The sequence below is a fragment of the Flavobacterium muglaense genome (genome assembly GCF_014305155.1).
GTDB lineage: Bacteria > Bacteroidota > Bacteroidia > Flavobacteriales > Flavobacteriaceae > Flavobacterium > Flavobacterium muglaense.
The window spans coordinates 59,981-85,810 of sequence record NZ_JACRUK010000008.1 but is presented as its reverse complement, the minus strand read 5'-3'; the positions used below and the strand labels follow the sequence as shown (position 1 = coordinate 85,810).

The 25,830-nt window shown below is 34.3% G+C and carries 25 protein-coding genes; 15 read left to right on the top strand and 10 right to left on the bottom strand.

Features of this window, described 5'->3' with window-relative positions:
• Positions 1 to 222 precede the first annotated feature (222 nt).
• The 3 genes from H8R24_RS05680 to H8R24_RS05670 all read left to right on the top strand — a co-directional run bounded on the left by H8R24_RS05680 (position 223) and on the right by H8R24_RS05670 (position 4,629).
• The gene (locus H8R24_RS05680) at positions 223 to 3,531 is read left to right on the top strand and encodes a TonB-dependent receptor (protein WP_187017543.1); all 3,309 of its coding nucleotides are present in this window, start codon (positions 223 to 225) and stop codon (positions 3,529 to 3,531) included.
• Between the two features lie 93 nt (positions 3,532 to 3,624).
• The gene (locus H8R24_RS05675; RefSeq protein ID WP_187017544.1) at positions 3,625 to 4,047 is read left to right on the top strand and encodes a hypothetical protein; all 423 of its coding nucleotides are present in this window, start codon (positions 3,625 to 3,627) and stop codon (positions 4,045 to 4,047) included.
• 84 nt (positions 4,048 to 4,131) lie between these two features.
• Positions 4,132 to 4,629, top strand: a complete 498-nt coding sequence (locus tag H8R24_RS05670) for a septal ring lytic transglycosylase RlpA family protein (protein WP_187017545.1) — start codon at positions 4,132 to 4,134, stop codon at positions 4,627 to 4,629.
• Here H8R24_RS05670 and H8R24_RS05665 read toward each other — a convergent pair whose 3' ends face one another.
• A complete protein-coding gene (locus H8R24_RS05665) occupies positions 4,630 to 5,100 on the bottom strand; it encodes a CYTH domain-containing protein (RefSeq protein WP_187017546.1) in 471 nt (156 codons plus the stop codon).
• A 197-nt stretch (positions 5,101 to 5,297) separates the two neighbouring features.
• On the opposite strand from H8R24_RS05665, the gene dinB reads away from it, so the two are divergent.
• Both dinB and H8R24_RS05655 read left to right on the top strand, forming a co-directional pair.
• Positions 5,298 to 6,380: a DNA polymerase IV gene (gene dinB, locus H8R24_RS05660; RefSeq protein WP_187017547.1), complete on the top strand. Its 1,083-nt coding sequence runs from the start codon at positions 5,298 to 5,300 to the stop codon at positions 6,378 to 6,380.
• A 93-nt stretch (positions 6,381 to 6,473) separates the two neighbouring features.
• Positions 6,474 to 6,989, top strand: a complete 516-nt coding sequence (locus tag H8R24_RS05655; protein WP_187017548.1) for a PAS domain-containing protein — start codon at positions 6,474 to 6,476, stop codon at positions 6,987 to 6,989.
• A gap of 48 nt (positions 6,990 to 7,037) precedes the next feature.
• On the opposite strand, the gene H8R24_RS05650 is transcribed toward H8R24_RS05655, so the two are convergent.
• The 6 genes from H8R24_RS05650 to H8R24_RS05625 form a co-directional block, all read right to left on the bottom strand.
• Complete coding sequence (locus H8R24_RS05650) at positions 7,038 to 7,802, bottom strand: Bax inhibitor-1/YccA family protein (RefSeq protein ID WP_187017549.1); 765 nt, start codon at positions 7,800 to 7,802, stop codon at positions 7,038 to 7,040.
• Positions 7,803 to 7,910: 108 nt separating this feature from the next.
• A complete protein-coding gene (gene pyk / locus H8R24_RS05645; protein ID WP_187017550.1) occupies positions 7,911 to 9,341 on the bottom strand; it encodes a pyruvate kinase in 1,431 nt (476 codons plus the stop codon).
• Positions 9,342 to 9,346: 5 nt separating this feature from the next.
• A complete protein-coding gene (locus tag H8R24_RS05640; protein WP_225876770.1) occupies positions 9,347 to 9,841 on the bottom strand; it encodes an IPExxxVDY family protein in 495 nt (164 codons plus the stop codon).
• A 107-nt stretch (positions 9,842 to 9,948) separates the two neighbouring features.
• Complete coding sequence (rnc, locus tag H8R24_RS05635; RefSeq protein WP_187017551.1) at positions 9,949 to 10,689, bottom strand: ribonuclease III; 741 nt, start codon at positions 10,687 to 10,689, stop codon at positions 9,949 to 9,951.
• A gap of 8 nt (positions 10,690 to 10,697) precedes the next feature.
• A complete protein-coding gene (fabF, locus tag H8R24_RS05630; protein ID WP_187017552.1) occupies positions 10,698 to 11,951 on the bottom strand; it encodes a beta-ketoacyl-ACP synthase II in 1,254 nt (417 codons plus the stop codon).
• Positions 11,952 to 12,132: 181 nt separating this feature from the next.
• Complete coding sequence (locus H8R24_RS05625) at positions 12,133 to 12,369, bottom strand: acyl carrier protein (protein WP_007137004.1); 237 nt, start codon at positions 12,367 to 12,369, stop codon at positions 12,133 to 12,135.
• Between the two features lie 176 nt (positions 12,370 to 12,545).
• On the opposite strand from H8R24_RS05625, the gene purN reads away from it, so the two are divergent.
• The 4 genes from purN (at position 12,546) to H8R24_RS05605 (ending at position 16,766) form a co-directional block, all read left to right on the top strand.
• On the top strand, positions 12,546 to 13,106 hold the full coding sequence (gene purN, locus H8R24_RS05620; RefSeq protein ID WP_187017553.1) for a phosphoribosylglycinamide formyltransferase: 561 nt from the start codon (positions 12,546 to 12,548) through the stop codon (positions 13,104 to 13,106).
• Between the two features lie 45 nt (positions 13,107 to 13,151).
• The gene (rnhA, locus tag H8R24_RS05615) at positions 13,152 to 13,640 is read left to right on the top strand and encodes a ribonuclease HI (protein WP_187017554.1); all 489 of its coding nucleotides are present in this window, start codon (positions 13,152 to 13,154) and stop codon (positions 13,638 to 13,640) included.
• Positions 13,641 to 13,712: 72 nt separating this feature from the next.
• Positions 13,713 to 14,636 (top strand): PfkB family carbohydrate kinase, encoded by a 924-nt coding sequence (locus tag H8R24_RS05610; RefSeq protein WP_187017555.1) that lies wholly within the window; start codon positions 13,713 to 13,715, stop codon positions 14,634 to 14,636.
• A gap of 231 nt (positions 14,637 to 14,867) precedes the next feature.
• Positions 14,868 to 16,766 carry an amidophosphoribosyltransferase gene (locus H8R24_RS05605; RefSeq protein WP_187017556.1) on the top strand — a complete coding sequence of 633 codons (1,899 nt, stop codon included), beginning with the start codon at positions 14,868 to 14,870 and terminating at the stop codon, positions 16,764 to 16,766.
• 376 nt (positions 16,767 to 17,142) lie between these two features.
• Here H8R24_RS05605 and H8R24_RS05600 read toward each other — a convergent pair whose 3' ends face one another.
• Both H8R24_RS05600 and H8R24_RS05595 read right to left on the bottom strand, forming a co-directional pair.
• Positions 17,143 to 17,751, bottom strand: a complete 609-nt coding sequence (locus H8R24_RS05600) for a superoxide dismutase (protein ID WP_187017557.1) — start codon at positions 17,749 to 17,751, stop codon at positions 17,143 to 17,145.
• Positions 17,752 to 17,924: 173 nt separating this feature from the next.
• Complete coding sequence (locus H8R24_RS05595; RefSeq protein ID WP_187017558.1) at positions 17,925 to 18,608, bottom strand: ComF family protein; 684 nt, start codon at positions 18,606 to 18,608, stop codon at positions 17,925 to 17,927.
• Positions 18,609 to 18,704: 96 nt separating this feature from the next.
• Here H8R24_RS05595 and H8R24_RS05590 point away from each other — a divergent pair, with 96 nt between their 5' ends.
• From H8R24_RS05590 to H8R24_RS05570, 6 genes are all read left to right on the top strand, one after another.
• Positions 18,705 to 20,246 carry a glycine--tRNA ligase gene (locus tag H8R24_RS05590; RefSeq protein WP_187017559.1) on the top strand — a complete coding sequence of 514 codons (1,542 nt, stop codon included), beginning with the start codon at positions 18,705 to 18,707 and terminating at the stop codon, positions 20,244 to 20,246.
• A 144-nt stretch (positions 20,247 to 20,390) separates the two neighbouring features.
• Positions 20,391 to 20,522 (top strand): hypothetical protein, encoded by a 132-nt coding sequence (locus tag H8R24_RS18265; RefSeq protein ID WP_262891180.1) that lies wholly within the window; start codon positions 20,391 to 20,393, stop codon positions 20,520 to 20,522.
• Positions 20,523 to 20,529: 7 nt separating this feature from the next.
• Positions 20,530 to 21,336, top strand: coding sequence for a LytR/AlgR family response regulator transcription factor (locus H8R24_RS05585; RefSeq protein ID WP_187017560.1), 807 nt, complete (start codon positions 20,530 to 20,532; stop codon positions 21,334 to 21,336).
• A 175-nt stretch (positions 21,337 to 21,511) separates the two neighbouring features.
• A complete protein-coding gene (locus H8R24_RS05580) occupies positions 21,512 to 21,778 on the top strand; it encodes a 3-oxoacyl-ACP reductase (RefSeq protein WP_187017561.1) in 267 nt (88 codons plus the stop codon).
• A gap of 103 nt (positions 21,779 to 21,881) precedes the next feature.
• Complete coding sequence (locus H8R24_RS05575; RefSeq protein WP_187017608.1) at positions 21,882 to 23,933, top strand: tetratricopeptide repeat-containing sensor histidine kinase; 2,052 nt, start codon at positions 21,882 to 21,884, stop codon at positions 23,931 to 23,933.
• A gap of 38 nt (positions 23,934 to 23,971) precedes the next feature.
• Complete coding sequence (locus tag H8R24_RS05570) at positions 23,972 to 24,628, top strand: response regulator (RefSeq protein WP_225876771.1); 657 nt, start codon at positions 23,972 to 23,974, stop codon at positions 24,626 to 24,628.
• A 45-nt stretch (positions 24,629 to 24,673) separates the two neighbouring features.
• Here the strand turns inward: H8R24_RS05570 and thiL are convergent, their stop codons facing one another.
• Positions 24,674 to 25,720, bottom strand: coding sequence for a thiamine-phosphate kinase (thiL, locus tag H8R24_RS05565; protein WP_187017563.1), 1,047 nt, complete (start codon positions 25,718 to 25,720; stop codon positions 24,674 to 24,676).
• Positions 25,721 to 25,830: the final 110 nt, after the last annotated feature.

The window sequence follows — 25,830 nt, the reverse complement described above, 5'->3', positions numbered from 1 at the left end:
TTTTTATACTTTGTTTTTTTTGCTATAATTTTTTAACGAATAGTGATAAAACAGCCTCAAATGGTGCTGATTTTTCGATATTTAGAGTAAAAAGTTTCTTTTGCTGATTTTTTTGTAACAAATTATTTTTTCAAAAGCAATTTTTCTTAACATTGCGTTAACTATTATAGGTAAAAATGTTATAATTTTGCCAAAAATTAATAAATTAAACGAGAAACAAAAATGAAAAAAATTATTTTTATTTTGATTACTTTTTTATCAGCTATTGGTCATGCTCAGGTAACTACTTCAGCAATATCAGGAACTGTTAAATCAAGTACTGGGGAATTGCTTCCGGGCGCTTCAGTAGAATTGGTTCATAAGCCAACTGGAACAAAGTACTTTTCAACTACAAGTGCTACTGGTGGTTACTCGGTACAAGGTATGAGACCGGGTGGTCCATATACTGTTAAGGTGGTTTATGTAGGTTACAAAACAACTGAAATTACAGAGATTAATGCACCTTTAGGTAGTAGTCTTGTGGTTAATGTTGAACTTGGTGAAGAGTCAAATGCATTGAAAGAAGTTGTTATTGTTTCAACAAAATCAAACGGAGCATTTAATAAAGGTAGAACAGGAGCTTCTCAGCAATTCTCAAACAGAGAGTTAACTGCAATTCCTGTAACTGGTTCAAGATCTATCAACGCAGTAACTAAGTACAATGCTAATGCAGGTGCTAATGGTTCATTTGGTGGTCAAGATTCAAGATTGAATAATTTTACAATTGACGGTTCTGTATTTAATAATGGTTTTGGTCTTGGTTCTGATGCGCAAGCAGGAGGAAGAACAGGTTCTACAGCTATTTCTCTAGATGCTATCGAGCAATTACAAGTAAATATAGCTCCTTATGATGTACGTCAATCAGGATTTTTAGGTTCTGGAATTAATGCCGTTACTAAATCTGGTTCAAACGATATTGAAGGTTCTGTTTATACTTCAAGCAGAAGTAATAATAAAAGTTTTATTGGTACTAAAGCAGGTGCTGTAACTATTGTGCCAGCTAAGTTTGAAGAGAAAATATTAGGTGGTAGAATTGGAGCTCCAATTATTAAAGATAAATTGTTTTTCTTTGGAAACTTCGAGACAGTAACAAATACTAGTCCAGCAACTACTTGGACTTCGACAGGTTCTCCTAATCCAAGTGGACAAATATCTCGTCCTACTTATGCGCAGATGCAAACACTTTCTACGTTTTTACAAGACAAGTTTGGATACACTACTGGGCCATGGGAAAACTATGATGCAGAAAGTGTTTCTAAAAAATTCCTTACTAGACTAGATTGGAATATCAATGATAACAATCAATTAACAGCTAGATACGTTTTTCATAATTCAAGTTCAGATAACTTAACGTCAAATTCAAGCTCAGCTGGATATGGAAATAGAAGAACGAATGTGAATGCAATGTCTTTCAAAAACAGTGGTTATACTGTACAGGATAATACAAGATCTATTGTTTTAGAATTAAACAGTAAAATTGATAATGCTTGGTATAATAACTTCGTTGCTGGTTATGACAAGCAAATTGAAGATAGAGGATTAATTGGTGGTGGAGTTTTCCCTACAATTGACATCTTAGAAGGAGCGACTACTCTTGTTTCTGCAGGTTTAGATCCTTTTACAAACGGTAATAAATTATCGTACTCAACTTTACACTTTACAGATAATTTAACTAAAACAGTTGGAAAGCATACTTTCTTATTTGGTGGAAATTTTGAATATTTCAAGTCAAGTAACTTATTCTTCCCTGCTTCAAATGGAGTTTTTATTTTTAACTCTCTTACGGATTTTTATGCTGCTGCAAATCAATCTGCTGCCAATGGAAATGCTCCTTCTACAACTGTATTGCCAGCGCGTACACAATTTAGATATTCAGCTTTAGCTGGCGCTGCTGAGCCTTTACAAATTTACAAGTCTAATAAATTAGATTTATATTTTCAAGATGAAATTAAATTTAGCGAAAAATTCAAACTTACTGCAGGTTTACGTGCGTCAAGAGTTTGGTTTGCTAACACAGCTTTAGAGAATCCTGCAGTAACTGCAATGACTTTTAAAGATGGTGAGAAATTCAACACAGGAACAATGCCAGGTGCTCAAACATTATTGGAGCCTAGAGTTGGTTTCAACTTTGATTTAAATGGTGATTCTTCTACGCTTTTACGTGGAGGTAGTGGTATCTTCACAGGTAGAGCTCCTGGAGTTTATTTATCTAATTCAATCGGAAATAATGGTGTGCTTACTGGATATGTTGATGTAAGTGGTGCTGCTGTAGGAACTGGTGGATATGGATTTACTGCTAATCCTAATGATTATTTCATACCTTCAACACCAACTTTGCCATCTACTTTTGATTTGGCTTTGACAGATACTAAATTCAAATTCCCACAAGTTTGGAAAACGAATATTGCTGTAGAGCAAAAACTTCCTTTTGGTTTTAGAGGAACGATTGAAGGAATCTATCAATCAAACATCAATGCAATCAACTATTACAATGCTAATTTTGATGCGCCGATTGGAACTTTTGTAGGAACTGACAACAGACCTAGATATGCAGGAAATGACAATGGGGTACGTATTAATGATAATGTATCTAATGCAATTGTTTTAACTAATACCAACAAAGGGTATTTTTATTCAACTACAGTAAAATTAGAGTACCCATACAAAAAAGGATTATGGGGATCTTTAGCATATACTCATTCAAGCGCTAATGATTTATTATCTGCGGGTTCAGTTGCTTCGGGATCGTGGACAGGTGCTAGATCTGTAAATGGTAATAATGACTTACCAGTTACATTATCTAATAACAACACGCCAAATAGAATAGTTGGTATGTTAGGATATAAAATTGATTATGGTAAAACTATAGGCGCTTCGACTTCTATTAGTTTAGGATATATTGGCGAGCAAACAGGTGCGTTTTCTTATGCGTATGCAGGTGATATGAATGGTGATAGAGTTACATTTAATGACTTAATCTACGTTCCTAAAAATGCAAATGAACTTAGCTTTCAATCATTAGCAGTAACTAATGTTGTAAATGGAGTAAATGTAGTAACAACGTACACTCAAGCACAACAACAAGCAGCTTTTGATGCTTATATCAATCAAGACGCGTATCTTTCTACAAGAAGAGGTCAATATGCTGAAAGAAATGGTGGTGTATTACCAATGTTACACAGATTGGATTTGTCATTAACTCAAGACTTTTTCATTAAAATTGGTGGTAAAAAGAACTCATTCCAATTCAGAGCGGACATCTTAAACTTCACTAATATGATCAATAAAAATTGGGGAGTTACGCAAAGAGTTACAAATGCTAACGTATTAAATTATAGAACTACAACAGCTGGTGTGCCGGTATATCAATTGGCTACGCAAACAAATGCTGATGGGTCTAAAGAGTTAATCAAAGATACATTTAGTAAAAATGCTTCTACATATGATGTATGGCAAGCGCAATTTACATTAAGATATATTTTTGGTAAATAATTCTTAGAGTACTATTTAAATTCAAAACCACGCTTTTAGCGTGGTTTTTTTATGCTTTTTTGTTTATATTTGTGTTTAAAAAATCATTATTATATGTACGAATTTTTAAAAGAATTTCATTCAGGTTGGGCTTATGGGGCTCTTTTATTGTTAGTTGTTGCAGTTGTTAATGCAATTGTAGGTTTAGTAGGTAAGAAAGAGTTTACTGCTAAGGATAGAAAAATTGCTATTTTTGGGCTAATAGGAACACATACGCAATTGTTAATTGGATTGATATTGTATTTTGTTTCTCCATTAGGTTTTTCTTCTTTAGGAAACATGGCCGATAAAGCGTTACGACTTACATCATTGGAGCATCCATTAATGAATATCATTGCTATTACCCTTATTACAGTTGGTTGGTCAAAGCATAAGAAATTAACGACTAGCGAATCTAAATTCAAAACGTTTACTATTTTTTATACTTTGGGATTACTACTAATTTTAAGTAGAATACCTTGGAGTTTATGGATCTAAAAACATAAAAAAAAAGCCCTTTTTCTGGGGCTTTTTTTATCTAGGTATGGTTTTTGTAAAATACGCATTAGACACAAAATAAATATGAGAAAATTTACAACACTATTTTTTTTAATTGCAATTATTGGTTTGGCAACTAGTCAAACATCAATTGCAGATAAGATAAAAAACTCCCTTCAAAAAACGGCTGTTGCTAAAGATACTGTCAAAAAAGGCAAGGCCGTTGTGGTGCAGCCAGAGGTGGTGAAAGACACCGTAGCCGAAAAGTACGGAAAGTTATCGCCTTATAAAACAGGTGCGCATGCTTCCTATTATGCCGATAAATTTCATGGCAGAAAAACCGCTAGTGGAGCTATATTTGACATGCATAAAAACACAGCAGCACATAAAAAGTTTCCTTTTGGTACAAAACTAAAAGTCACAAATGAAGCCAATGGCAAATGGGTGATTGTCGAAGTTTTAGACAGAGGTCCGTTCGTTAGATCAAGAGAAATTGATCTTTCGAAAAAAGCATTTATGGAAATTGCTAAGAATAAAGGAATAGGGGTAATGACAGTTACTATCGAGGTGTTTTCTAAGTAGTTATTTCCAGCTCTTGTAGGGATTCGTGCTTAAGTACGAATTGTAATATCTAGGATCGGTTGTTACTTCATCACCTAGCCATTCTGGTTTTTCAAAGGGTTCGTTTTCTGAGTTGAGCTCGATTTCGGCCATGACTAAGCCTTCGTTTTCGCCGTAGAATTCATCAATTTCATAAATGTGGTTGCCCTTTTTAACTTCAAATCGTGTTTTGTCGATCACTCCTCTTTCGCACAATAGTAGTAATTGATTAGCATCCTCTAGTGAGATCTCTTTTTCCCATTCAAAACGAGACATTCCAGTTGCGCTAGAGACTCCTTTTACGGTCATAAATCCACGATCTCCTTTTATACGCACTCTAACTGTTCGTTCAGGAACAGCGCTCAAATAACCTTGTTTAATGCGGTTTTGTCTAAAAGCTTGTTGTTTGAAATCATCATTGGTTACTAAAAATTTGCGTTCAATTTCAATCATTTCGTTTTAATTTTAATTTTTTGGAGCTATTTCCAGCTCTTCACTGTATTCCCGCTAATAAAAACTAAGGCTAAAAAAAGTCTTGTTTTTCTAAATCGGGAGATGCCGTTGCGATCTGGGCTAGATTACGACTCCAAATGTATCAAATATTTGTTTCATAAGGATGATTTGAGCTAAAACCTAATTAAATTTGCGGTATGCTGGAAACCCCATTACATAGGAAGATAATTCATGTTGACATGGATGCATTTTATGCGTCTGTGGAGCAAATGGATAATCCAGAATTAAGAGGTAAGCCAATTGCAGTTGGGGGTTCAGAGAGTAGAGGCGTTGTTGCCGCGGCGAGTTATGAGGCTCGAAAGTTTGGAGTTCGTAGTGCAATAAGTGGTGTAATGGCAAAGAAAAACTGCCCGGAGCTTATTTTTGTAGCACCTCGATTTGAACGATATAAGGAGATTTCGACCAAAATTCATAAAATCTTTCGCGATTACACGGATTTGATAGAGCCACTCTCGCTAGACGAAGCCTATCTTGATGTGACACACAATAAAAAAGGCAATCCCAGTGCTGGTTTATTGGCCGAAGAAATTAGACTGCGTATTTTTAACGAGCTAGGGCTTACGGCTTCGGCTGGTATATCGGTAAATAAATTTGTTGCTAAGATTGCAAGTGACTACAACAAACCTAATGGTCAAAAAACAGTCAATCCGGATGAAGTCGAGGCGTTCCTAGAAGTCTTGCCTATTCGTAAGTTTTATGGCGTGGGAAAGGTAACTACCGAAAAAATGTATCAATTGGGTATTTTTACAGGCTTGGAATTAAAGAGCAAATCAGTAGAGTTTTTAGAAAAACATTTTGGAAAATCGGGCGCTTTCTATTATCAAGTGGTGCGAGGAATTCATAACAGTGAAGTGAAGTCAGATAGAATTACAAAATCAGTTGCGGCCGAACATACATTTGATGTCAATCTCTCCTCAGAAATTTTTATGATGGAACAATTGGATAAAATTGCAGCGACCTTAGAACGCAGGTTAAAAAAACAGTTGATTTCTGGAAAAACGGTGACCTTAAAAATCAAATACAGTGACTTTACACAACAAACGCGGAGTAAAACTTTGCCGTATTTTATTGCCGATAAAGGATTGATTCTAGAAGCAGTAAAAGAGCTTTTGTACCAAGAAAAAATGAAAAATTCTGTTCGGTTGCTAGGTATTTCGATGAGTAATTTAAATACCGAATTAAAGAAGGCGGTGGTTGTGCAGTTGAAATTTTCGTTTTAAGTCCTTGAAGGTCTAGCGTTCAACAATAGTTAAAAGCGATCTAAAGGTATTTTTTATTTTTATTTTGAATTATATTTGGTAAAAATATAGGCAATGATTGATTTTAAACAATATGATAATGCTGTGGCAAAGTATCATACCGACCTAAATATAAAAACGACTCCCATCTCTTCTTGGAACTTTCACCATAGCTTAGTACAGGAATTAAGGAATGCATTTGTAGATGCAAATACTATAGCGCAGCTGGGAATTACTTTTAAATGGCAAGAAGATATTTGGGATTTAAAAAGCACAAATTCAGACGAGGTTATCATTGTTACAGACGCTAATTTGTCTATAGTATTTGCATCGCAAAATATTACTAAGATGAACGGTTACAAACCGGAAGAAGTAATAGGCCAACGACCTACAATGTTTCAAGGTAAAAGCACAAGTGCTGTAGTGTCAAGACAAATAGGACAAGCGATACAAATGCGTCAGCCATTTGAGAAAACGGTTGTCAATTATAAAAAGAATGGAGACACTTATATTTGTATGATTAAAGGATATCCTATTTTTAATGATAAAGGAGAGTTGTGTCACTTTATAGCCTTTGAAATAGCAGCATAAAAAAAAAACCTTTCGATCTGAAAGGTTTTTTTGTGGGTTGTAATTGTATTAATCTTTACTGTACAGTTTTGAAAGCAATCGTAAGAACTCGATGTACAACCAAACTAGGGTAATCATCAATCCCATCGCGCCAAACCATTCCATGTATTTAGGCATTTTTTGTTGAACTCCTTTTTCAATTCTATCGAAGTCCAAAAATAAATTAAGAGCTGCAATTACAATAACAAATACGCTAATCCCGATACTCATCATGGAGTTTCCGTAATGTACCGGTTGAAAACTGGTAAACATAGAAAACAACCAAGAGATCAAATAATAAGTAGCGATAGCCATTGTAGCAGCCACTACTACTGATTTGAATTGCTCTGTTACTTTTACAATTTTGTATTTGTACAATCCTAAGCACACAATAAAGGTTACAAAGGTCGCTCCTACAGCTTGCAGCACAATCCCAGGATAACTGAGCTCAAATATTGCCGAGATGCCGCCAATGAAAAGCCCTTCAAATAAAGCGTAGCCAGGAGCTAGATAAGGCGAATATTGTGGTTTGAAAGCAGCAATCAGTACTAATACTAATCCAACAATTGCGCCACCAAAAGCGGGAACCATTGGGCTGATATCGTTAAATGTCATCCACCACGTGACCATGGCCGAAGCAGTAAGGATTAAAAATAAAAGAAACGTTTTGTTAATTGTTCCAGACAATGTCATTTCTTGATTATAGTCAATAACAGTAGCTTCATGTACTTGATCTTTACTAGTAGCAGTAAAAGATTTGTTATTTAAAAAAGGATTTTTCGATTTGAATTCCATAATAATTGGATTATTTTTTATCAAAGATAAATGAAAAATAAATAGGCACAAAAAAAAACCGTCTTGTTTGATTTCTTACAAGACGGTTTTTATAATTATGGTTTTTTCTTACTCTATTTCAGAAACTCTCATGGTGTTTACCATTCCTTTTTCTTTAATAGGCATTGCTGCAAGGTTGATCAAGAAATCACCTTTAGTAACATATCCTTTTTCTTTAGCAATCTCGTTGATATCAGTAACTGTATCATCGGTACTAACTGTTTTGTCATAGTAGTATGATTTTACTCCCCATAATAAACTCAATTGCGTTACAATTCTTTTATTAGAAGTAAAAACTAAAATATGGGCAGATGGTCTCCAAGCCGAAATTTGGAAAGCCGTATAACCACTATTTGTCAATGTACAAATTGCTTTAGCTTTGATAGCATCGGCCATAATTGCAGCGTGACGACAAATTGTTTTAGTGATAAAACGTTTTGTTTTAATTTGAGGTGTGTTTTGAGGCACTTGAATTAGCGGAGAATCTTCAACAGCTTGAATGATTTGTGTCATTTTTTGGATAACTTGTACTGGATAATTTCCAGCAGCAGTTTCTCCCGAAAGCATTACGGCATCAGCACCATCCATTACAGAGTTGGCAACGTCATTTACTTCGGCTCTTGTAGGAGTTAAGCTTGTGATCATTGTTTCCATCATTTGTGTTGCAACGATTACTGGAATACGAGCCATTTTAGCTTTACGAATCAAATCTTTTTGTACTAATGGTACTTCATGAGCAGGAAGTTCAACTCCTAGATCTCCACGAGCAACCATTAAAGCGTCGCAATAAGCAACAATTTTATCCATGTTCTCTAATGCTTCTGGCATTTCGATTTTGGCAACAATAGGGATTTTAACGTCTGAATGTTCGTTAATTAAGTCTTGTAAGTCTTTAAGATCTTGTGGTGTTTTTACAAACGAAAGTGCGATCCAGTCTACTTTTTGACCAATGGCAAAAATGGCATCAGCAATATCTTTTTCTGTCAATGCAGGAAGTGATATTTTAGTATTAGGAAGGTTAACTCCTTTTTTAGATTTCAATTCTCCACCTTGAATAACACGAGCAACAACTTCAGTTTTCTTATCAGTTGAAACAATTTCAAAAATAAGTTTTCCGTCATCTAATAAAATTCTTTCTCCTGGATTTACATCATTAGGAAAGTTTTTATATTTCATAAATACTTTTTCGGCAGTACCTATAACTTCTTCGGCAGTTGTAAAAGTGATTAGATCACCGTCATTTACAACAACACCTTCATTCATAACTCCTACGCGTAGTTTAGGCCCTTGTAAATCTCCTAGAATCGCTGTAGTGTATCCAAATTCTTCGTTTAGAGAACGAATGATATTGATTTTTTCTTTAACACCTTCGTAGTCTGCGTGAGAAAAGTTTATTCTAAATACGTTGACACCTGCGTCAATCATGTCTTTTATAATTTCTCTTGTACTACACGCTGGTCCTAGTGTGGCTACAATTTTGGTTTTTTTGTTTGGAATCATTTGTATTAAAAAATTAAATTGTTTTTTGATTTTATTTGATTCGTGTCTACACTGTACACAGTAGATACACTATCAATTGAGTTTAGTATTGTTCTAATTTCTTGCATATTCATACAGTCCTGAGTGTTTTCAATTTTTAAAAAGTAGTCCGCTTTTTTAAATTCTGGGAGTAAGTAGACTTTCGTCGAAATCTCCATTGAAATTGTTGAAAATAAATTAACCGTACTATCCTTTTTATCCTGAAATACTTCGTTTTTGTTTTGGACTAAATTCCATGAAATTGCGTTTTCCGAATCATAATAATAAAATCGAGAGAATTTTGTTTCTCCTTCTTTTATATTAATTTGAACTTCGTCGTTGCTTTTTCCTAGAATTATTGGAAGTTTTTGATTGATAAAATAAGCCAATCTATAATCTTCTAATGCGGTATGTATCGCAATGAGATTGTAGTCAATTTCGTCAAATTCGCCAAGATCCAGTTTATGAACAGCCATATTCATGTAAAATATGTTGTAAATATAGCATTTCTATCGAAGTTAAAGAGCTGAAAATGTAATGATTTCGTTAATTTATGAACGAAAACGTTGTAGTTTTAATGAATTTGATATTATTTTTTATCCATTTTTTCTTGAAATGCAAAATAAGCCCTTTGTGATGCTTTTTCTTCTGCTTTCTTTTTTGAAGTAGCTCTCGCTTTTGCAATGACTTTATTATCGATGCTTAATTTTACACCAAAAAGGCGTTCTCCATCAATGCCGTTGTCTTCAAAGATGTCGTAGTGAAATATTTTTTTCTCTTTTTGACACCATTCGATAACAAGGCTTTTATAGCTTATTACTTTTCCTTCTAGTTTAGAGATGTCAACATAAGGGATGATGACTCTTTTTTGAATAAATTTTTCGCAATACTCATATCCTCTATCGAGATAGATTGCGCCCACGAGTGATTCGAAAATGTTTCCGTGGATATTTTCGCCAAAATGATTGACGGGTACTTTGCTTTCAATGAATTTAATTAAGTTAAGGTCTTTCCCTAATTCGTTCAAATGTTCTCTACTTACAATTTTTGAGCGCATTTTAGTGAGGTATCCTTCATCACCATCAGGAGCTTTGTTGAATAGATGTGCTGCAATTACAGAGCTCAACATGGCGTCACCTAGAAATTCTAAGCGTTCATAATTAATGGGTTTCCCTTCGGATGACATTCTGTTAGAAGATCGGTGGGTAAACGCTTTTTTGTAATGATGGATATCTTTTGGGGTAAATCCGAGAATTTTTTCGATAGCATCAAAAAAAATCCCGTCTTCAAGAGAACGGGATTTTGAAAATATTTTTTTTAATATACGCATATGAAATATTAAAAGTCAAGCTTTTTAACTAATACACAAGCATTATGTCCACCAAAACCAAAAGTGTTACTCATAACAACGTTCATTTCTCTTTTTTGAGCTACATTAAAGGTAAAGTTCAATTTTGAGTCGATGTTTTCGTCATCAGTAAAGTGATTGATTGTAGGAGGTACAATACCGTGTTGCATTGAGAGTATTGAAGAAATAGTTTCAACAGCACCAGCAGCTCCTAATAAGTGACCTGTCATTGATTTTGTTGAATTCAAGTTCATGCTGTAAGCATGCTCTCCAAATACATGTTCAATTGCTTTTGATTCGGCTAGATCTCCAAGAGGCGTAGAGGTACCGTGCATGTTCAATCCGTCAACATCTGTAGGTTTTAAACCTGCATCTCTTAAACAGTTTAACATTACATTTTTGGCTCCTAAACCTTCTGGATGTGGAGCGGTGATATGGTGTGCATCTGCAGACATTCCTCCTCCACCTATTTCGCAATAGATTTTTGCTCCACGAGCGATAGCGTGTTCGTATTCTTCAAGAATTAAAGCTCCGGCACCTTCACCTAATACAAATCCATCTCTGTCTTTGTCCATTGGTCTTGAAGCTGTTTTTGGGTCGTCATTTCTTGTTGATAGTGCATGCATTGCATTAAATCCACCCATACCTGCAATGGTTACAGCGGCTTCAGACCCACCAGTTACCATTACGTCAGCATGACCTAAACGAATGTAATTGAATGCGTCAATAATAGCGTTAGTAGAAGAAGCACAAGCAGAAACTGTTGCAAAGTTGGGTCCTCTAAAACCGTATTTTATTGATATATGACCACAAGCAATGTCTGAGATCATTTTTGGTATAAAGAAAGGATTGAATTTTGGTGTTCCGTCACCAGCAGAAAAGTTCAACATTTCAATTTGAAACGTTTCTAAACCACCTATTCCTGAACCCCAGATTACACCTGCTCTGTCTTTGTCTAATTTTTCAAAGTTAAAACCAGCATCGTTTACCGCTTCTTCCGATGAAACCATTGCGTATTGTGCATAACGGTCCATTTTTCGAGCTTCTTTTCTGTCTAGAAAATCTTCAGCATTAAAGTTTTTCAATTCACAGGCAAACTGTGTTTTAAATTTTGTAGCGTCAAAATATGTAATTGGTGCAGCTCCACTAACTCCGTTAATAAGCGCATTCCAATATTCTTGAATGTTATTCCCTATAGGAGTAAGGGCACCTAAACCTGTTACTACAACTCGTTTTAATACCATGACTTATGTGTTTTGTTATCTTTAAACAAATAAAACCCACGCTTTCTTTGCTGTATTGTTATTACAAAAAAGCCGTGGGTATTAGATTATAAATATCTTTTGGATTGAACTTCAATCCTGAATTTCATATTTAAAAAAATAATAACACCCGCTTACAAAGTTGCAAGCGAGTGTGTGTTTATTATTTTTTAGCTTCTTCGATATAAGAAATAGCTTGACCTACAGTAGCAATGTTCTCTGCTTGATCGTCTGGAATTTGAATGTCAAATTCTTTTTCGAATTCCATAATAAGCTCAACAGTGTCTAATGAGTCAGCTCCTAAATCATTAGTGAAGCTTGCTTCTGTTACAACTTCGTTTTCGTCAACGCCTAATTTGTCTACGATAATCGCTTTTACTCTTGATGCAATGTCTGACATAATCTTTAATTTTAGAATTTAATTTGTTGGCAAAAATAAAAAACTTTATTTTAAAACAACCAATAAGTTAATAAATGTGTCAACTAAATTATAAAATAAATTAAAACAAAGGCTTCTCAATGTTATTTATTTTCGATTTTTATGCCTTTTTTTGCGTTATTAAAATGATGTTCATTATGAAAAAAATAGTTGTTTTCGCTTCTGGATCGGGTACTAATGCTGAAAATATTATAAAGTATTTTATAGAAAACAAATCAGCTAAGGTGGTTTCGGTCTTTACAAATAATTCCAAAGCGATGGTTGTCGAGCGAGCTGGTAAATATGAAATTGAAACAGAAGTTTTTTCGAAAGACGAACTAATTGAAGGTATTGTATTACAAAAAATAAAATCAATTGATCCAGATTTGATCGTTCTGGCTGGATTTTTATTGAAATTTCCCGAAGCGATTATTCAAGCATACCCCAATAAAGTGATAAATATCCATCCTGCATTGTTGCCAAAATATGGTGGAAAAGGAATGTATGGCATGAATGTTCATCGAGCAGTTGTAGAAAATAAAGAGCCCGAAACTGGAATTACCATTCATTATGTTAATGAGCATTATGATGAAGGTGGTATTATTTTTCAGAAGAAAGTAGCCGTTTTAGGTACAGACACCGCAGAAGTTGTTGCCGAAAAAATCCATGATTTAGAGCAAAGATTTTTTCCGGGAGTAATAGCAAGCCTTTTAAAATAATAGATTTTGCGTTTTTTTAGCTTACGCAAATTAGACAAACAGTAAATGAACTACGAAGTACACATATACACAGATGGAGCGGCCAAAGGAAATCCTGGAAAGGGAGGTTACGGCGTCGTGATGGAAACCGTGGTAGATGGTAAGACCTATAGAAAAGAATTTTTTGAAGGATTTAGATTGACTACTAATAATAGGATGGAGTTGCTGGCTGTTATTGTAGGCTTAGAGAAATTGAAAAATCCCAATACTAAAGTTTTAGTGGTTTCTGATTCGAAGTATGTGGTAGATTCGGTGGTTAAGAAATGGGTATTTGGTTGGGAGAAAAAGAAATTCGTTGATCGAAAAAATGCCGATTTATGGAAACGACTTCTCATTGTTTATAGAAAGCACCAAGTTGATTTTAAATGGATTAAGGGGCATAATAATCATCCGCAAAATGAAAGATGTGATGAACTAGCCGTAATGGCTTCTATGCAAAAAGTGGTTTCTATTGACGCTTTCTATGAGAAAGTCGAAGAGAAACTTTTAGGATAAATTTGAGAGTTTGAACCTTTGCAACTATCAAACTTATAAACTATCTTTGCGCCTTAATTCGAAACTCATAAAATGAACAAATTATTGATTGTTGGAACCGTTGCTTTCGACGCGATTGAAACTCCTTTTGGAAAAACAGATAAAATTTTAGGTGGAGCTGGAACCTATATTGGTCTATCGGCTGCTTTTTTTAATTTGCAATCTGCCATTGTTTCTGTGGTTGGGGATGATTTTCCACAAGAATATTTAGATTTATTAACAGATAGAAATATTGATATTTCTGGTCTTGAAGTAGTTAAAGGAGGTAAAACATTTTTTTGGAGCGGACGCTACCATAACGATTTAAACTCTAGAGATACGCTAGATACGCAATTAAACGTTTTAGCTGATTTTCAACCAAAAGTTCCAGAAAATTATAAAAATGCTGATGTAGTAATGTTAGGAAACTTACATCCATTAGTACAAAGCAGTGTTATTGATCAAATGACAACTAAGCCAAAATTAATTGTTTTGGATACAATGAATTTTTGGATGGACTGTGCATTACCGGAGTTATTAGCTGTAATGAAACGTGTAGATGTGATTACAATTAATGATGAAGAGGCAAGACAACTTTCGGGAGAACATTCTCTTGTTAAGGCTGCTGCCAAAATTCAAACAATGGGACCTAAGTATGTTGTGATTAAAAAAGGAGAGCACGGTGCTTTACTTTTTCATGAGCAAGATGTTTTCTTTGCGCCAGCGTTACCATTAGAAGAAGTATTTGACCCAACAGGGGCTGGAGATACTTTTGCAGGAGGTTTTGCAGGATTTATTACGCAAAGTGAAAATGTGTCTTTTGAGAATATGAAAAACGCGATTATCTACGGTTCTAATTTGGCTTCTTTTTGTGTGGAGAAATTTGGAACAGAAAGGATGGTTAGCTTAGATAAAGAAGAAGTAGTGGCACGATTAAAGCAATTTAAGTCGTTAACACAATTTGATATAGAATTATAATGCCTTAAAGCCTCGGAGACGAGGCTTTTTTTGTTCTATATAATCTGTAAGTATTATCAATTAAAAATAGTTTTCTTAAACTAGATTAAGAGATAGAAAGTAGAAAATGTAGCAATTTGGCTTTGCCAAACATAAAAAAGAAAAACCAGCAACGGGTCAGCATACAATAAACACAACAACCGTGGCGCAGCTCAACTACAAGCGGCGTAGCGGAATAAAAACAACAACACAATGAGCGACGCTTTACAACACGAATGTGGAATAGCCTTAGTTAGACTACTTAAACCGCTTGAATATTACAAAGAGAAATACGGAACGGCTTTTTACGGAATACAAAAAATGTATCTCCTAATGGAAAAGCAACACAATCGCGGTCAAGATGGTGCTGGTTTTGCTAGTATTAAATTGGATGTAAATCCTGGGGAACGTTACATCAGTCGTGTACGTTCGAATAATGCGCAGCCTATCCAAGATGTTTTTGCTCAAATCAATGATCGTATTAACGAAGAAATGGCTTCGAACCCTGAGTATGCTGATAATGTAGCTCTTCAAAAAGAGAATATTCCGTATTTAGGCGAATTGTTCTTAGGGCATGTACGTTATGGAACCTTTGGTAAAAACAGTATTGAGAGTGTGCACCCATTTTTACGTCAAAGCAACTGGATGCACCGTAATTTAATTTTAGCAGGAAACTTTAACATGACTAATGTTAAGGAGCTTTTTGAAAATTTAGTAGAATTAGGTCAGCATCCAAAAGAAATGGCGGATACGGTTACCATTATGGAAAAAATAGGTCATTTTCTAGACAAGGAAGTGATGCAATTGTATCAAGATTGTAAAGAAGAAGGCTTGTCAAAAAGAGAAGCTTCGCCAGTAATAGCGGAACGATTGGATGTAGCTAAAATTTTAAGACGTTCGTCTAAAAATTTAGATGGAGGATATGCAATGGCAGGACTTTTAGGACATGGAGATGCTTTTGTTTTTAGAGATCCAGCGGGAATTCGTCCGGCTTATTTCTATCAAGATGACGAAGTTGTCGTAGTAGCATCAGAACGTCCGGTGATTCAAACCGTTTTCAATGTACCATTCGAAAAAGTACAAGAAATTGATCCAGGTAATGCTTTAATTATAAAGAAAAATGGAACGGTAACAATGGAAGAGATTCTAGAGCCTACTGAGAAAAAAGCGTGTTCTTTTGAAAGAATCTATTTTTCTAGAGGAAGTGATGCCGAAATTTATCAAGAAAGAAAAACTTTAGGAAGATTGATTTTGCCAGCAGTTTTAGATGCCATTGATCAAGATACAGATAATACTGTTTTCTCTTATATTCCAAATACGGCTGAAACCTCGTTTTATGGTTTGGTCGAAGCGGCTCAGGATTTCTTGAATCAACGTAAAAACAATTTTATTTTAGAAAATAGAAATACGCTTACAGCCGAGACTTTGCAGGAACTGCTTAAAGTCAAGATTCGTACTGAAAAGGTGGCTATTAAAGATGCTAAACTAAGAACGTTTATTACTGAGGATAGTAGTAGAGATGATTTAGTTGCACATGTGTATGATGTTACTTATGGAGTTATCAAGCCTACGGATAATTTAGTCATCATTGATGATAGTATTGTACGTGGAACGACTTTAAAAATGAGTATCATAAAAATGATGGATCGTTTGAACCCGAAGAGAATTGTTATTGTTTCATCGGCGCCACAAATACGTTTTCCAGATTGTTATGGTATTGATATGGCTAAACTGGAAGGGTTAGTTGCTTTTAGGGCAGCCTTAGAGTTATTGAAGGAAAGAAATCTATATCATATTGTTGATGAAGTGTATGCTAAGTGTAAAGCACAAGAAGATTTCAAGGATACAGATGTAGTAAATTACGTAACGGCGATTTACGCACCTTTTGAACCACAAGAGGTTTCGGATAAAATTTCGGAGATGTTAAGCTCTCCAGAAATCAACGCTGAAGTAAAAATTATTTTCCAAACAGTAGCAGATTTACACATCGCTTGTCCTAAGAATTTAGGAGATTGGTACTTCACTGGAGACTACCCAACTCCTGGAGGTAACAGGGTGGTTAATAGAGCGTTTATGAATTTTTACGAAGGAAAAGACGCTAGAGCATACTAGTAAAAAGGTAAAATATGTAATTTATCGGTTTTATGAGTTGTTCGTCTTAAATATTTGGTAAAAACGAATTGCTAGCATACATTTGGGTCACCATAACATTAGTAGGTTAAGTTTATGGTAGATTTGGGGCAAAAAGGGTGGAAGTAATTCCACCTTTTTTATGCAATAAAGTTTCTGAAAAGAAAAATTAAGATAAGAAAAGATAGAAAATAAAATAAGAAAGACGAGTGAACGTATTAGTTTGCTCGTCTTTTTTTATTGGGGTGAAGTTTTTTTTTTATTTAATCTATAAATTGAATTTTGGACAAAAAAAATAGACAAACAACTTTTCAGTTATCTGTCTATTCTTTGTTTTCTTTTTATCTAAAAAAAAAGACTATTTCTCAGAAGCAAATCTTCTTGAAACTTCAGTCCAGTTGATTACATTGAAAAAAGCTTCGATATAATCAGGTCTTCTGTTTTGGTAGTTTAAGTAATAAGCATGTTCCCATACATCCATTGCTAAGATTGGAGTTCCACCACAACCTACGCCTGGCATTAATGGATTGTCTTGATTTGGAGTTCCACATACGTCCACTTTTCCGCCTTTGTGAACACATAACCAAGCCCATCCTGAACCAAATTGAGTTGCACCAGCTTTGCTAAATTTAGCTTTAAATTCTTCAAATGATCCAAAAGCAGCTTCAATTGCAGCAAGTAAATCTCCTGTTGGAAGTCCGCCACCGTTTGGTGTCATTACAGTCCAGAATAAGTTGTGATTGTAAAAACCACCACCATTGTTACGTACGGCAGCGTTTTTCATATCAAGATTAATTAGGATATTCTCTATCGTTTTTCCTTCCATGTCTGTTCCAGCAACAGCAGCATTTAGGTTTGTAGTATAAGCGTTATGATGCTTTGAATGGTGTATTTCCATAGTACGTGCATCAATGTGTGGTTCTAATGCATCGTATGCATAAGGTAACTGAGGTAATTCAAAAGCCATAATATATTTGTTTAAATGATTTATAAAAATTTATTCAAATTTAAACATTTAACTTTGGAATTGGAAATTCTATTTACTTATAATTTCATTAAAAAAATCTATTATTAATAAAAGTTGTTACTTTCTAGAGGCTTTATTTTTCTATAGAGTGTTTTTTTGATCTAATATTTTTTTTAAGATTCGGCCATCGCCATACAAACAATACTGATTTTTATACCCGGAATTTTCAATAAAGCGCGGCAACAAGCTTCCAGTGTAGCGCCGGTTGTAATGACATCGTCAATGAGTATAAAGTGTTTGTTATGATGTTCGGTATTGCTTGTGATGTCAAAAACGGATTCGATTCCTTCAGTTCTACCGAGTAGGTTTTTCTTGGATTGCGTTGTCGAATATGTTTTTCGAATTAAAACACTGTCATTGTATGGGATATTCAACTCTTTGGCAATAGCCAGACAAAAAGTAGTTACTTGATTGTATCCACGTTCCTGTAATTTCTTTTTATGCAGCGGAACGGGAATAATAAAATCGGCGGTTTGTAGAACGGATATTTTTTTTAGATCATCAGCATACCAATGGCCTAATACCGTCCCTATTTCTTCTTGACCTTTGTATTTGAGTTTGTGAATGATTTCTTGAGAGATTCCTTTTTTATGAAAATAAAGATGAGCCGAAGCATATTCGATAGGAATCCGGCCATAAAATTTCTTAAAAGCTTCGTTTTCTGGATTTAAATGGTGGTTTGTGATAGCAATATGGTGTCTGCAAAGGGTGCAAATTGTATTTTCATTAGAAACAAGTAAAGCATCACAACCAGCACATGCCTTAGGAAAAAATAGGTTTATAATGTTTTTGAGCATACAATTGTTATTTGTTTATAAAAATATGAAAATCAAAGCTTCAAACTTCATCAATTTTCTTTTTTTTCAGTGTACTTTTTATATTTTTGCATTACTATGGCAAAACAAGAAGATATATTTAAGAATGTAATTTCGCATGCAAAGGAATACGGATTTATTTTTCCGTCAAGCGAAATTTACGATGGTTTAAGTGCAGTCTATGATTATGCACAAAACGGTGTAGAGTTAAAAAAGAACATCCGTGAATATTGGTGGAAATCAATGGTTCAGATGAATGATAATATTGTAGGACTTGATGCCTCGATATTAATGCATCCGACAACTTGGAAAGCATCGGGTCACGTTGATGCTTTTAATGATCCATTAATTGACAATAAAGATTCAAAAAGAAGATATAGAGCCGACGTTTTAATTGAGGATTATGCCGAAAAGCTTAATGTAAAAGCAATTAAAGAAATCGAAAAGGCAAAAGTTCGTTTTGGTGATGCATTTAACGAAGCAGAGTTTGTATCAACAAACCCTAGAGTTGTTGAGTACAAAGCTCGTGAGAGAGAAATTCTAGAACGTTTAGGACGTTCATTAGGAAATGAAGATCTTGAAGATGTAAAGGCATTGATCGAAGAATTAGAAATTGCTTGTCCCGAAACTGGTTCAAGAAATTGGACTGAGGTGCGTCAATTTAATTTGATGTTTGGAACAAAATTAGGTGCATCTGCGGATACTGCGATGGATTTGTATTTACGTCCAGAAACGGCTCAAGGTATTTTTGTGAATTTCTTAAATGTTCAAAAATCAGGAAGAATGAAAGTTCCTTTTGGTATTGCACAAACAGGAAAGGCGTTTAGAAATGAGATTGTTGCTAGACAGTTTATTTTCCGTATGCGTGAGTTTGAACAAATGGAAATGCAATTTTTTGTACGTCCAGGTGATGAGATGAAGCACTATGAATTTTGGAAAGAGACAAGATTGAAATGGCATTTGTCATTAGGTTTAGGTAGAGAAAATTACCGTTTTCACGACCATGAAAAGCTGGCTCATTATGCTAATGCTGCTGCTGATATCGAATTTAATTTCCCTTTTGGGTTTAAAGAATTAGAAGGAATACATTCGCGTACCGACTTTGACTTGAAAGCACACGAAGAATTCTCGGGTAGAAAACTTCAGTATTTTGATGCCGAATTGAATAAAAACTATGTTCCTTATGTGGTGGAAACATCTGTAGGATTGGATAGAATGTTCTTGGCTGTTTTTGCAACTTCTTTAAAAGAAGAAACACTAGAAGACGGATCAACTAGAACAGTATTGCAATTGCCAGCGGTTCTAGCTCCTACTAAAGCAGCTGTTTTACCTTTGGTTAAAAAAGATGGTTTACCAGAAATTGCACATCAGATCATTGCTGATTTGAAATGGGATTTCCAAGTAACTTATGATGAGAAAGATGCGGTAGGTCGTCGTTATAGAAGGCAAGACGCATTAGGAACACCATTTTGTATCACCGTTGATCATCAAACAATCGAAGATCAAACAGTGACTATTCGTCATAGAGATACGATGAAACAAGACCGTGTTAAGATCACAGCATTAAAAGATATTATAGAAAATGAGGTTGCGATGAAAAACTGGTTGAAACGCATATAACCCTAATATCCTAGTATTTACAAAAGGCTTCTCGATATGGGAAGCCTTTTTTTTGGTCCATAAAAAATATTTTTAATCATTTGAACGTCAGAAACATGTATTTCATCGATTTTATTTACCTTTAGCTGATTATTGTGTTTGCAAATGGATCAAACGTGTTTTTTAATCGATGCTAGTATTCCAATTAATTTTGGATTAGTAGTGATTAAAAAGAGGGTTGATGATTTGTGGAATATAGTATTTGAAGCCAAAAACAACAGTCATACATTCAACTAGCCCCAAGATGAATTATTCTTATATTATTATAGATGACGACGAAGAAAGTGTCTTAAGGACAAAGGCTATGGCTAGTAGGTTTCCTGAGCTTACTTATAAGGGATCGGCCGCAAATCTAAAAAAGGGGTTAAATGCAATATTAGAGTATTCCCCCGAGATTGTTTTTCTAGAAATAGACCCACTAAATGAAAAGAGTAAATTGTCGTTATCATTTATCAATGAAGTACGAGAATATCTTACGGTATTACCAGAGTTTGTTATTACTACCCGAAAAAAGAAGCTTGCCTTTGAAGCCATTCGCTACCAAGTCACAGATTATTTATTGAAACCAGTTACCAAAATAGATTTTGTGAAGTTGCTTTTAAAGTTAAAACAAAAAGATAGTAGCCTTTTTAGTTTTCCAACCTCAATACTGGAGCGACTGGATGCGATTGAGTTAAAAACCGTACAAGTAGTAAAAGAGCAACCGCTTATTTTGTGCATTAAGTCATACGGAGATTATAGGTATATCGACACTAGGGACATCACGTATTTAAAAGCCGACAATAATTCGACCGACATCCATTTGAATAATGGGGAAATGGTAACCGCTTTTAAAACGTTAAAACATTTTGAGGTTGCGCTTCATTATCCTTTTGTACGCATACATAACAGCTATATTGTAAACAGCTCATTTATATCAAGAATTCACACCGGAAACTCAACCTGTCACATAAAAAATGGCATAGGAAAAATCCCGTTCTCCAAGAGTTTTAAGAGCAATGTGGCCTTAATTATCGACCGAATTGCGAATGATAATTACCTCGAAATTTGATAAATTAGCCATCTACCCTAATTTGGCATTCATTCACTATCAGACTGATAGTGTTTACCATATACGGCTTTTTTCGAATTAAAAATAAGGATTCTCTGTGTAGTTTTACAACAAGATACTGCAATAAAGCAGGTCGCAAAAGTAAAATTTAAATAACACATAAAATCCCCAAATTATGAAAAAAGCAATCTTAACAATCGGTTTATTTTCTTTAGTAGTAACATTAACATCATTCACAACGCCTGAAAATGGTAGTGCGAATATAATCGGCGGTCAGTCAGCAGGTGGGAATGTAAAAGTAGACGATATTATCGGTGGTCAATCAGCAGGAGGAAATGTAAAAGTAGATGACATTATTGGCGGTCAATCAGCAGGAGGAAATGTAAAAGTGGATGATATCATTGGAGGCCAATCGGCAGGTGGAAATGTAAAAGTAGATTAAATAGGTTTTCATTTTAAAATATACTTAGGCTATCATTTATTTGATAGCCTTTTTTTTAGGTCAATAGTTTTATTTCACTATTTTTGAAAAAACCGTATTGAAAGTGAAAGCCAAATATTTCTCCTATATATTATATATTTTTTTAATTATTTATTTTGGTTGTACTCCAAAAGATGAGAAAGAGGTTTCTTTTACTTCTTCTAATGATAGCTTGTCTATTTATTTTTCTTTAGCAAATGATTTTAGTTTACCTAAGAATGTTCGCTCAACATATAGTAAAAAGGCTTATAATATTGTTGTTGGCGACGAGAATGATTCCCTAAACAGGGTTAACTTATTTAAGGTTGCTAATCGCTATTATAATATCAATGACTGGAAAGAATTTAATAAAACGGTACATTTTGTTTTAGAAAATTCAGAACGTGTTAATGATACTTCAAGTATCATTAAAGCATATACTTATTTAGGAGACTATTATCAATCTCAAACAATTTTAGATAGCTCTTTCTTGTATTATTATAAGGCAGAGAAGATGTATTCTGAATTGGGAGATAATTTCAATTTGGCTAAAACTTTAATTAACAAAGCTACTTTACAGTACAGGGCAGGTGATTTTTTAGGTTCTGAAAAATCAGTTTTTAGTGTATTACGGATAATAAAAAATGAAAAGAATACAAGCAATATTTTATATGATGCCTATAATCTTTTAGGAATAATTTATAGTGAGCTTGGTGAATATGATAATGCAATTATATATCATAATAAAGCATTAACGATGAGTGATGATGAGGCTATACCAAAAGTATTTCAGTCCAAAGCCACAACCTATAATAATATTGGATTTTTATATTTGAATTTAAAAAAATATGCTCTTGCTCAAACTTATTTTAAAAAAGGATTAGAGGAAAATAATCTTAAAATTCAAAAACCAGCCCTATATGCCATGTTGATAGATAACTTAGCGTATGCTAAATTTATGTCTAATGATACCAATAAGCTTCCTGGTCTATTTTATGAAGCACTTAAAATAAGAGATAGTATAAAACTGAGTTCAGGAATATTTATAAATAAAATTCATTTATCAGAATATTATAGCTCCGTAAAAGCTACATCAACTGCAATAAGTTTTGCAAAAGAAGCCCTTTCGCTATCTAAGAAAGCCAATATACCTAGAGATGTCCTCGTTGCCCTGAAGCAACTTTCTGTTGTAGATCCTGAAAATGCGTCAATTTATTCAAAGGAATATATTACGATTAATGAGCAGCTGCAAAAAGAAGAACGAAGTATGGGAGAGAAATTCTCCCGTATTGAATATGAAACGGACAAGATTAAAGATCAGAATTCTATTCTAGAAGATCAAAACAGGAATTTGATCTATATCTTTAGTGTTATCGGGATTCTGGGGTTATTTACTTATGTTATTAAAGCGCAGCAAAGCAAAAACAAAATCTTATTGTACAAGCAACTGCAACAACAAGCCAATGAGGATACTTACAACTTGATGATCTCACAACAACAAACAATCGATGTTAATAGAGTACTAGAGAAAAAAAGGGTAGCTCAGGAATTACACGATGGTGTTTTGGGTAGGATGTTTGGTGTTCGTATGAATTTAGAAGGGCTTAACCCCTTTGATGATGCACTTGCAGTAGAGCAGAGAGTTATATTCTTGAATGAGTTAAAAAACATCGAACAAGATATTCGTGAAATTTCACATGACTTAAATAGAGAGAAGTCGGAATTAATTAATAACTTCGTAGCTATTGTGAGTGACTTGCTGGAGAAGCAAAGTGATACTTTTGATCCTGTTTTGATATCAAATATTGATGGGGCTATTAAGTGGGACTTGTTAATCAACTCAGTAAAGATTAATTTGTATCGAATTATTCAAGAGTCTTTGCAAAATTGTAATAAATATGCACAGGCCACTACCATTCGAGTAGAGCTAAAAAAGAGAGAAGAAAACTTAGTTTTGACAATTTCTGACAATGGTGTAGGATTTATCAAGAAGAATAAAATTAAAGGGATAGGAATTAATAATATGATTTCTAGAACACACGAGTGTAATGGAACTTTTGATATTAGCTCTGTAAAAGGAGAAGGTACTACAATTACCGTTACAGTCCCAATTGAACAAAAACAAATACCCATCTAGAAATGACACCCGAATCTGTTTTCATTGAAAAAACCAAAATGAATATTCTTATTGTTGATGATCATCCTTTTATCATTCAAGGATATAAAAATGCTATAACACGATACAAACCAGAAAAATTTGAGTTTGTTATCTATGAGGCTAAGGATTGCGAGTCAGGATATCATTTAATTACAAATACAGATTCAATTGTGTTTGATATTGTTTTTTTTGATATCAGCATGCCTTCATACGAAGAGAAAAACCTATATTCAGGAGAGGATTTGGCAAAATTAATTTTGGAACAGATGCCCAATTGCAAAATTATTTTGCTAACCATGTTTACGGAGTTTTTAAAAATCAAAACAATTATAAGTACGATCAACCCAAACGGTTTGGTGATAAAAAACGATTTGACTTTTGATGAGTTACTATTTGCATTTAATAAAGTAATTAAAAACGAATTTTATTATAGTAAATCGGTTCTTGAAATGCTAGAATCACATGAAAACGACATTGAAATTGATTTGTTTGACAAGCAAATTCTTTTTCATTTATCCAAAGGAACCAAAGCGGCAGATATACCGCAATACATACCTATATCATTAAAAGCAATTGAAGCTAGAAAACTAAATCTCAAAGCGCTTTTAAAAATAACCAGTGGTAGCGATATCGATCTGGTACGAGAAGCTAGGAAAATAGGGTTATTGTTTTAAACTCATAAAAAAAGCGACATTTTGTACATGTCGCTTTTTTGTTTTTTATTCTTTTATGGCGTCCCAGCCTCTAGCTTTTAGCGGAATTCGTGTATTGGCTCTAGTAACTAAATGGATTCCTTCGCTAGCTTGAACCATGTGTCCAATGATCGAAAAATTTGGATTTGCTTTTATTTTTTCAAAATCGTCCATGGCAATCGTGAATAGCAATTCATAATCCTCACCGCCATTGATTGCGACCGTTGTACTGTCAATATCAAATTCTTCGCATACACTGATCAATTGTGGATCAAGAGGCAACTTGTCTTCGTATAAATTACAACCTACATTAGATTGCTTGCACAAATGCATAATCTCTGATGATAAACCATCCGAAATATCGATCATAGATGTTGGTTTTATTTCTAAAGCGTGTAATAAAGTACGAACGTCCTTGCGCGCTTCTGGCTTCAATTGACGCTCAATTAAATAAGTATAAGCGTCTAAGTCTGGTTGAGAGTTAGGGTTGACTTGAAATACTTGTTTCTCTCTTTCCAGTACTTGCAATCCCATATAAGCAGCTCCAATATCACCAGTTACCACTAATAAATCGGTTTCTTTAGCGCCATTTCTATACACTATTTCTTCTTCGTTAGCTTCGCCTATTGCAGTAATACTAATGATTAATCCTTTTTGAGATGAGGTGGTGTCACCGCCTATTACGTCAACTTTATATTCGGCTGCGGCATGTGTGATTCCTTCAAATAATTCCTCTAATGCCTCTAGAGGGAAACGATTGGATACGGCTACCGAAACTGTGATTTGAGTAGCTTTGGCATTCATAGCACAAATATCAGATACGTTTACAACTACAGCTTTATACCCTAAATGTTTCAATGGCATATAAGCCAAATCAAAATGGACGCCTTCGATCAATAAATCAGTTGATACTACGACTTTTTTATCCTTAAAGTCCAGTACAGCAGCATCATCACCGATGCTTTTTAAGGTAGATGCTTGGGTGATTTCAAAGTTTTTTGTCAAATGGTCTATCAATCCAAATTCTCCTAATTGAGCTATGCTAGTGCGTTGTGGGTTTTTATCTTCAATCATTATGTTTGTTTTTAAAGTAGCAAAGGTACGAAGATAATTAGGTTGTTAATTTTGACTTTTGATGAATTTTGTGTTTTGTAGGATTATTTATGCCGTTTTATTGAAAAAAC